An 8,628-nucleotide genomic window follows, 5' to 3' on the forward strand; every position below is an offset into this window, starting at 1 on the left:
AATAGATGGCGGAATTCTTTCTATCTTGTAGTAAGCAGGCAGTACAGCAGACCTTTCAATCGGAAGAGGAGGAAACGGATGAATATAGCAGCTCTGAAAAAGACGGCCCGGCAGGTCCGAATCGATATTATCAATATGTTGCAAGCCACCGGCACAGGTCACCCGGGAGGAGCGTTGTCGATGGTTGAGCTTTTGACCGTCTTATATTTTGAAAAAATGAATATTAATCCCCGGGAGCCCAAGTGGCAAGACCGTGACCGGTTTATTTTGTCAAAAGGACATGCGGCCCCTGGGTTGTACGCTATACTGGCTGCAAGAGGGTTTTTCCCGAAATCGGAGCTTAGCACCTTGAGAAAATTCAAGTCGATTCTTCAGGGACATCCGGATATGAAAGTCACGCCGGGTGTGGACATGTCGTCCGGCTCATTGGGGCAGGGCCTGTCTGTTGCCAATGGGATGGCCTTGTCGGGGAAACTGGACCACAAGGGATATCGAGTGTACGTCCTTCTTGGCGACGGTGAATTGCAGGAAGGGCAGGTATGGGAATCAGTCATGAGTGCGGCCCATTATAAACTGGATAATCTAACGGTTTTTGTGGATTGTAACGGCCTGCAGATTAATGGCTCCAATGAAGAGGTTATGGGCGTGCAGCCGGTAGCCGGTAAATTTGCGGCCTTTGGCTGGAATGTGTTGGAAATCGACGGGCATAATATGCCGGATATTGCCGAAGCCATTGATGCGGCAATGGCCTGTAAAGAAAAGCCAACCGTGATTGTGGCCAAAACCGTAAAGGGCAAAGGGGTATCCTTTATGGAAAATCAGGTAAGCTGGCACGGGGCCGTCCCCAATCAGGAGCAAACTGCCCAGGCAATTGCGGAATTGGAAAGGGGGCTTGGCATATGAGCACGGCGATGCGGAATGTATACGGCCAGGTATTGGCCGAACTGAAAGAGGATCCTAGAATTGTTGTCCTTGATGCGGATTTGGGCAAAGCCACCAAAGTTATTGAGTTCAAAAAAGCCTGCCCGGAACGTTTTTTTGACATGGGAATAGCGGAACAGGATATGATCGGGACGGCTGCCGGATTTGCAGCCTGCGGGAAAATTCCCTTTGCTTCTACCTTTGCGATTTTTGCGACCGGAAGAGCTTTTGAACAAATCCGTAATTCGGTAGCTTATCCTAAATTAAACGTAAAAATTGCGGCAACTCATGCCGGTGTTACGGTCGGTTATGACGGGGGCAGTCATCAGTCCGTGGAGGATATTGCCTTGATGCGCAGCGTGCCTAACATGGTCGTGTTAAGTCCTGCGGATGCCGTAGAAACACGGCAGGCCATTTATGCGGCGATTGAACATGTTGGACCGGTGTATCTGCGTATAAGCCGCATTGCCGTGCCGGATATCCACGATGAAACCTATCAGTTTACTATCGGCAAGGGAGAAATGTTGCGTGAAGGCAACGATGTTTCCATTATCGCCACAGGCATTATGGTATCTAAGGCCCTCGCAGCGGCTGAACAATTGGCCAAGGAAGGCATTCATGCTGCGGTTGTCAACATTCCGACAATAAAGCCGATAGACAAAGAACTGATTATCAAAACGGCAAGTATTACCGGTAAAGTAGTAACGGCCGAGGAGCACAGCGTTATTGGCGGATTGGGTTCTGCCGTATGTGAAGTATTGTCACAGGCGCAGCCTACTAAAATAAAATTGATCGGAATACAAGACCGCTTCGGCTGTTCGGGAAGTCCGGATGAGTTGCTACAGGAATATAAATTAACCACAGACGATATTATAGCTGCGGTAAAGGCCTTTTAACCATATGTACCCTTTCAAGTTTCAGCCGGTTTATAAGAGTCTGGTATGGGGCGGGACAAGACTGCAGCAATTGTTTGCCAGAGAGCTTCCCGGGGCTGCAATCGGGGAAAGCTGGGAAATATGCACACGGGAAAATGGTATGAGTGTTGTTGCCAACGGCGGTTGGGCTGGAAAGACATTGCAGGAATTGCTTGCTGCGCATCCGCGGGAAATATTAGGGGAGAGAAACGCAGCCGCCGGAAATTTTCCCTTGTTAGTTAAGTTTATTGATGCTAATGATAATTTGTCTGTTCAGGTACATCCAAGTGATGAATATGCCTTCCGGGTTGAGCGGGAACCGGGGAAAACTGAGGCATGGTATGTATTGGCAGCCAGGGAAAATGCTCAAATCGTATATGGCCTGAAGGCAGGTATCTCCAGGGAACGTTTTATTCAGGCGGTTGCGTCGTCCACTGTTGGTGACATGCTGCGCACCGTACCGGTGAAAGCAGGCGACATGATTTTTGTCCCTGCCGGTCTGGTGCATGCACTATTAGAGGGTGTTGTCGTTTGCGAAGTGCAGCAGAATTCCGATACAACCTACCGGGTGTATGATTACGACAGGCCGGGAACGGACGGTAAGCCTCGTGAATTGCATGTTAATAAGGCACTGGACGTGATTGATTTTGACCTGCAGCCGGAGGCTGACTTTAGTAATAACCGCATTGCGTGTGAATATTTTTCCATGGAAACATGCCGTATTGCCGGCGAACAGCAGGAGAATACGAATAATCACTACCTGATATTTTCCTTCACCAGTGGTAAGGGGAACATCCTTTATCAAGGGTTTTCAGAAGCCGTAAAAGCAGGAGACACCATTCTGATTCCGGCTTGCCTGGACACCGTTACACTGCAGGGCGATTTGCAATATATAAAGATCAGATGAATAGGAATGCTTTGAAGTTTATTTTATGTTAATAAAAGATCAAATCCTTCGGTTGATGATACTGGGATTTGATCTTTTTTCATGCTGTATGCAGGTGATGAAGCAGAAGCCAGTTAGTTTTATGCAGGATTTTTCTGTATGTTTGGGGAATTTAACTCACTGTTATCTGGTAATTGGTAATTTTGGCAATATTGCTTGCTCAAAAGAAAGCTTTGTTCTCTTGTTTGTCCGGAAGCGGAAGAACCGTCCCCAATAAGAAAATAGGAGATCAGCATATGACAAGAAAGCAAAACATCTACGAGACATTAAGGACATTATGCAGTAAAGTCAGTCTTGAGGATCTGGAACAGGGGTTTTCGGGATTTGATACAAATCAGATCAGTAAAATCGCCGGTATCATTAGAAATAATACCAGCAGGGAGTTAAATACGCTGGTAAGCGAAAAGCGAGTTATAAAAGTGAAAGGGCACCCGGTTTATTTCTTTGATAAGGCTAGGCTTGAGCGTTTGCTGGGGAGGAATATTATCAGGGAATCACTGGAAGTGTCGTCGATAAGGGGACTTATCCATCGTGAACTGGATTCCGTGCGAAGCGGCAGAGAGAATCAGGATATTTTTGATCAGATTATTGGCTCGAAAATGAGTCTGGATGTTCCGATTAAACAGGCCAAGGCGGCTATTTTTTATCCGCCCAGAGGACTGCATACTTTACTCATTGGTCCCACTGGCAGCGGCAAGACCACCTTTGCCGAGAGCATGTACCAGTATGCGCTGGAATCCGGCACGTTAAGAAAAGATGCCAACTTCATCATCTTTAACTGTGCCGAGTATGCGGATAATCCCCAATTGATCCTGGCACAGTTGTTCGGCCATGTGAAAGGGGCCTTTACGGGGGCCAACCAGGATAATCCCGGACTGATTGAAAAAGCCAATGGCGGCATATTGCTGCTCGATGAAGTACACAGACTGTCCCCGGAAGGACAGGAAATGCTCTTTCTGCTGATTGATAAGAATAAATACCGCAGAGTGGGGGAAACCGGCAGTACACGAAATGCAGACGTGCTGTTGATTGCAGCGACTACGGAAGATGTCGAGTCGGTATTGTTAAAAACCTTTTTACGAAGAATTCCCATGGTCATTAAGCTGCCTTCCTTGCCGGAACGATCGCTGGCGGAGCGTTATGAATTAATCAGTAACTTCTTTGCTGTCCAGTCGGAAATCATCAAGGCGCCGATCCGTGTGTATAAAGATGTATTACGGGCCTTGTTACTGTACGATTGCAAAGGTAATATCGGCCAGCTAAAAAGCGACATACAGCTGATTTGTGCCCGGGGATTCCTGGAATATAAAACACAGGGAAAAGTGTTTATCGAAATTGATATCCCCCTGATTCCGGAACATGTGTACAAGGGACTGCTGTACAGGCAGGAAAAACGGGACGAAATATTTGAGCTTTTGGAAAACGACAGCCGTATATATTACGAATTCCCGCAAAATAGATGGAATAAAAATGTTTTCGGTGATAATGCTTCCGACAAAGTGTATGCGGAATTAACGGCAAAGTTTAACCTATATACCAAAAGGGGGTATTCGCAGGAAAATATAAAACAGAGAATGAATCAGGTTATCGAAAAATATCTGAAACAATTGTTAAAAAAGGTGGATATCCATGAGAAACTATCGGAAAATGAAAAGCTTTTTAAGGTAGTCAGTCCCAGAGTCTATTCGGTCATTGAACAGGTTCTTGCCAGCGCTTCCAACATGCTAAAGAAAAAGATCAGTAAAAAAGTAGTCATTGCCTTAGCCATGCATATTAATGCGCTGCCGCACCGGAAAGCGGAAAACTCCAATTATACTAAAGAAAGTTTAAATAAGATCGCGATTAACAACCCGGAAGAATATAAAGTCGCCAAAGTCATTCGCCAGGAGCTGGAACAAGCCTTAACTATGGAGATTCCGGAAGAGGAAGAGGGTTTTATCGCGATGTTCCTGTATGCTATCGATGCTGAAGAAATGAATCAAAAAGTCGGTATTGTCATCATGGCTCATGGAGCAAGCACGGCCTCAAGTATTGCGGAAGTTTGCAATGTGTTACTGAGTACGAACCATTGTAAAGCAATCGATATGGCGTTGGATGATAAAATTGAGGATGTATTGGAACGGGCGGTGGAATTGGTTAGAAAGGCAGATCAGGGGAAAGGTGTTTTACTGCTGGTGGATATGGGCTCTTTGGCAGCCTTCGGAAAGATTATTGAGGAGAGAACGGGGATCCCAATCAAAACCATTCAGATGGTATCTACCCCGATTGCCTTAGCCGCAGCCCGCAAGAGCCTGATTTCCGATATGACGCTGGCCCAGCTGACCGAGGATTTGCGGGATACAGTTCCTAATCTGGCGGCAGCCCTTACCGAAGAGCCGGAAATGCCAAACCCCGGTATAACCGCGAAAATGATCGTTACCACCTGTATGACTTCAGAAGGAACCGCGGTAAAACTGGCCGGATTAATTACCGATTCCATTCCCAGCCTAAAAGAGCATCATATTACCGTCCGGCCAATGACCATGCAAAAGATAAAAAGCCTGACCCGTGCTGCATTAGACAATATATTTTTATTTGCAGGCAGTTTAAATCCTCATATCACCGGTATACCCTATATTTCAACAGATGAGATTGTGTTAGGCAACGGGCTGGAACGAATCAGTGCCATGATTGAAGGACGGCGTTTTGATGCAGCGAGAAGAAGACTGATTCCCAATTTGACTATGGAAATTATCGAGGACTCCTTAAGCTTTTTAAACCCGCAAAAAGCCTATACTGTGCTGGAAAAGGCTTTACAGGACATTGTTGGTATGCTGGGCATGGAAGAAACCGACCATTTAAAAACAGCTTTTCTCATGCACTGCACCTGCATGATCGAAAGAGTAATAAAGAAGGAATCGCTGCCGTATCAGGATATTGCAACCCGTATTCAGGAAAACATGGATATTTATCAGGCGTTGAAAACGTCCCTGCAGGTGGTGGAGGATACCTTTGGTATGATAATTCCTGATACAGAGATCGGCTATCTTATTGATATGATTGATACAGATCGATGCACATCGAAATGAAAAAAATAGATTTTTCATAAAAGGAAAAACAATTGATAAAAAAGCGCTTGGAAAAGCCTGGATTTATCGATTGTTTTTTATTTTTTTGCCGAATCACGAGAAAGTGAGGTCAAGTTGGCAGGGTTCTTGCTTTAGTATAGGGCAAGAAAAGCCTAACCAATCTAAAGCTAGGGAAGGCTCTTTTGCTAATGAAAGGGGGTCAGGAAGGATGAAGGAAACATCATGGCTGTTGATATTAACCCATGGTAATGCGGGAGAGGCGTTAATGCAGAGCGCGGAAATGATTATGGGCAGATTGGAAAATGTGTGGGCTTTCCCGCTGTTACCTGGAATATCTCCTGAAGAGTTTATGGAAATGGTTAAGACAAAGCTGGATATTCTGCCCCGAGGAGTGCTGATATTAACCGACTTGTTCGGCGGTACACCCTTTAACGTGGCGATAGCCTTGTCGGGACGTTATGATATCAACGTAGTTAGTGGTGTGAATATTTCGATGATCATTGAGGGCGATGTGTTGCGCCGACATTTATCCGGGAGAGAATTGGCGGAAGCTGTTCAAAAGGCCGGAATGAAGGCATGCTGTATAGCCGATCTGCCAAACCAAAATGGAGAGTAAAAAAAGCTGGAGGGCGATTTTATGGCTGAAATTAAGCTGGTAAGAGTGGATTTCAGATTGATTCATGGTCAGGTGATTACGCGGTGGTTAAAACAGAGCGGTGCCAATAAGATCATCGTCATTGACGACAAGTTGGCAAAAGATCCGTTTATGAGTCAGGTCTATGTCATGGCGGCTCCTCCGGGGGTGAATGTGGAAATGATGTCGGTAGATGAGGCGGTAGCCTCCTGGGAAAAAAATCAACTGGGTAATGGCAGTGTATTGATTCTATTTAAAACCGTTGCAACGGCTTTGGCCGCAGCAGAAAAGGCCATTCCGCTGCTACGGCTGCAAATTGGCGGGCTGGGAGCCGGACCGGGCCGAAAAGTGGTGTATAACCAAATTACATTAGATAAGGAGGACGGGGAAAACCTGCAAAAATTAAGTGATGCCGGTACCGAAGTGTTTTTCCAGACCGTGCCGGAAGAAACTCCGGCCAGTTTAGACAAAATCCTTAAAAAATTATAAAAAGAAAGGATGATGGAAAGATGATAGTCGAGGCAGCTTTGGTTGGTTTATTGTATTACATCGCAACCAACCGGATTTGGTACGGTTTCTCCATGTTAATACGGCAGCCGTTGTCGTTGTCCGTATTTATCGGTTTGATTTTTGGCGATATGCAGACGGCATTACTGACCGGTGCCACCTTACAGATGATGTATCTGGGGGCCATTGCTCCCGGAGGCAATATCCCGACAGATGAAGCGCTGGCCACCTGTGTGGCGCTTCCCATTGCCATTCAGGCCCATGTCAGTCCGGAGGTGGCAGTAACTATCGCCGTACCCGTCGGTCTGGTCGGTGTTTTGCTGGATGAGCTTAGAAGAACCCTGTGCACAGGCTTTGTCCATATGGCAGACAAATGCGCGGAACGGGCCGATGTAAACGGGATACGGCGGCTGGCTTTCCTGTACCCGTTGCTCTTGGTATTGCCGATCCGGTTTATTCCGGTATTCCTGGCCAACATCTTTGGTGTTGATGCGGTACAAGCCTTCATGAATGCCGTCCCGCACTGGGTTATGCAGGGGCTTAATGTGGCGGGGAATATCCTGCCGGCTCTAGGTTTTGCGTTAACCATGGTAGTCATTGGCAAGAAGAACTTTATTCCTTTTTTCATTATGGGATTCTTCATTGTAGCCTACTCCGGCATTAGTATCGTGGGAGTTGCGATTTTCGGCTTTTGCCTGGCGGCAATTTACACGCATTTTCAACCCATGTCACAACAAAGGGAGGGGTAATCATGAATCCGGAAATAGTAACCCGGCAAAATGCAGCAAATCAGCAGGTGGTAATGCGGCAAAATATAGAGCCGGAAAAAATCACAAAAAAGGATATTACCAAATCATGGATTCGCTGGTTTGCGTATTCTGAAGTATCCAACAACTATGAACGGTTGCAGGCGCTGGCCTTCTGCGGAGCCATGACCGGCATACTGGAAAAGCTGTATAAAAATAAAGAGGACCTGGCGGCAGCCCTGAAAAGGCATTTAACGATGTACAACACCCAGTGCAATTGGGGTTCGATTGTCAACGGCATTACCATTGCGCTGGAGGAAAAAGCCGCTTCCAAACCGGCAGACGATGAGGAAGAGGTGAATGAAGAAGTCATTACCGGTATTAAAACCGGCTTGATGGGCCCGGTTGCCGGTATTGGCGACACTATTGACTATGGCACGCTGCGCCCGATCCTGATGGGGATTTTCATTCCCTTCGCCATGGCCGGTTCAGCCGTTTCTGCCTTGCTTCCCCTGATCCTTCAGACTGTATTTACCGCAATCATGGGTTATACGCTGTATCACAAAGGTTATTCCGTCGGCAGACGGTCGATCATCGATATTCTGCAGTCCGGCAAGATTCAGCAGGTGATTACCGGCGCCGGGGTGCTAGGTATGTTTATGATGGGCGCCTTATCCGCTTCCTATGTGAAGCTTACCACTCCGCTTACTATCGGGACATCGGTAAAGGCTCTCCAGGTACAGGCGCTAATGGATCAGATTGCACCCAAATTACTACCGCTGGTTGCGGTGCTGGGCGTATATCTCTTTCTGGTGAAGGTTGGCCCAAAGTATGTTCAGATTGTCGGTTTCCTGATTCTCATCAGTTTAGTTGGTTCGGCAATCGGGGTTTT

8 protein-coding genes are annotated in these 8,628 nt (G+C 46.7%); all 8 read left to right on the forward strand.

Annotated elements, in window-relative coordinates; genetic code table 11:
* Nucleotides 1-78 precede the first annotated feature (78 nt).
* A complete protein-coding gene (locus P22_RS19305; protein WP_054261865.1) occupies nt 79-903 on the forward strand; it encodes a transketolase in 825 nt (274 codons plus the stop codon).
* On the forward strand, nt 900-1,817 hold the full coding sequence (locus tag P22_RS19310) for a transketolase family protein (RefSeq protein WP_054261866.1): 918 nt from the start codon (nt 900-902) through the stop codon (nt 1,815-1,817). Before P22_RS19305 ends, P22_RS19310 begins: the two co-directional genes overlap by 4 nt.
* Before the next feature lie 4 nt (nt 1,818-1,821).
* Nucleotides 1,822-2,742, forward strand: a complete 921-nt coding sequence (locus P22_RS19315; protein ID WP_054261867.1) for a type I phosphomannose isomerase catalytic subunit — start codon at nt 1,822-1,824, stop codon at nt 2,740-2,742.
* Between the two features lie 275 nt (nt 2,743-3,017).
* On the forward strand, nt 3,018-5,849 hold the full coding sequence (locus tag P22_RS19325; RefSeq protein WP_054261869.1) for a sigma 54-interacting transcriptional regulator: 2,832 nt from the start codon (nt 3,018-3,020) through the stop codon (nt 5,847-5,849).
* A 208-nt stretch (nt 5,850-6,057) separates the two neighbouring features.
* A complete protein-coding gene (locus P22_RS19330) occupies nt 6,058-6,465 on the forward strand; it encodes a PTS sugar transporter subunit IIA (RefSeq protein ID WP_054261870.1) in 408 nt (135 codons plus the stop codon).
* Between the two features lie 21 nt (nt 6,466-6,486).
* Entirely contained in the window at nt 6,487-6,972 is a 486-nt protein-coding gene (locus tag P22_RS19335) for a PTS sugar transporter subunit IIB (RefSeq protein WP_054261871.1), read from the forward strand.
* Between the two features lie 20 nt (nt 6,973-6,992).
* Nucleotides 6,993-7,739 carry a PTS mannose/fructose/sorbose/N-acetylgalactosamine transporter subunit IIC gene (locus P22_RS19340; RefSeq protein WP_054261872.1) on the forward strand — a complete coding sequence of 249 codons (747 nt, stop codon included), beginning with the start codon at nt 6,993-6,995 and terminating at the stop codon, nt 7,737-7,739.
* Nucleotides 7,740-7,741: 2 nt separating this feature from the next.
* Nucleotides 7,742-8,628 (forward strand): PTS system mannose/fructose/sorbose family transporter subunit IID (locus tag P22_RS19345; RefSeq protein WP_054261873.1); only part of this gene is annotated, 887 nt, incomplete at its 3' end.

Source organism: Propionispora sp. 2/2-37, assembly GCF_001298735.1.
In the GTDB taxonomy this organism is placed as follows: domain Bacteria; phylum Bacillota; class Negativicutes; order Propionisporales; family Propionisporaceae; genus Propionispora.